The sequence below is a fragment of the Burkholderia sp. Ac-20384 genome, assembly GCF_017104605.1.
Classification (GTDB): domain Bacteria; phylum Pseudomonadota; class Gammaproteobacteria; order Burkholderiales; family Burkholderiaceae; genus Burkholderia; species Burkholderia lata.
In genome coordinates this window covers 1-749 of the sequence record NZ_JAAGPE010000728.1, presented here as the reverse complement: position 1 = coordinate 749, position 749 = coordinate 1, and the positions used below count along the sequence as shown (strand labels likewise).

The following is a 749-nucleotide window of genomic DNA, read 5'->3' as shown; positions in this document are numbered from 1 at the left end:
CCGAAGCCGCGCGTCGTCATTGCCGGCGAACCCAGGCGCACGCCGCTCGTCACGAACGGCTTTTCCGGATCGTTCGGGATCGCGTTCTTGTTCACCGTGATGTGCGCCGCGCCCAGCGCTGCTTCCGCTGCCTTGCCCGTGATGTGCTTCGCACGCAGGTCAACCAGCATCACGTGGCTTTCCGTACGACCCGACACGATCCGCAGGCCGCGCTTCACCAGCGTTTCAGCCAGCACGCGGGCGTTCTCGACCACCTTCTCCTGGTACGCCTTGAATTCCGGCGACAGCGCTTCCTTGAACGCCACGGCCTTGCCCGCGATCACGTGCATCAGCGGGCCGCCCTGGATCCCCGGGAAGATCGCCGAGTTGATCGGCTTCTCGTACTCGGCCTTCATCAGGATCACGCCGCCGCGCGGGCCGCGCAGGCTCTTGTGCGTCGTCGTCGTCACGAAGTCTGCGTGCGGCACCGGGTTCGGGTACACGCCCGCTGCGATCAGGCCTGCGTAGTGGGCCATGTCGACCATCAGGTACGCGCCGACCGACTTCGCGATCTTCGCCAGACGTTCGAAATCGATCTTCAGCGAGAACGCCGACGCGCCTGCGACGATCAGCTTCGGCTTATGTTCCTGCGCGAGCTTCTCGGCCGCTTCGTAGTCGATGTCTTCGTTTTCGTTCAGGCCGTAGCTCACCACGTTGAACCACTTGCCCGACATGTTCACGGGCGAGCCGTGCGTCAGGTGGCCGCCGTG

At 64.8% G+C, this 749-nt stretch carries 1 protein-coding gene; it reads right to left on the bottom strand.

All coding sequences use genetic code 11. From position 1 onward, the window contains the following. On the bottom strand, nucleotides 1-749 hold a 749-nt coding region (gene glyA, locus G3O00_RS43060), incomplete at both ends, for a serine hydroxymethyltransferase (RefSeq protein WP_206146641.1).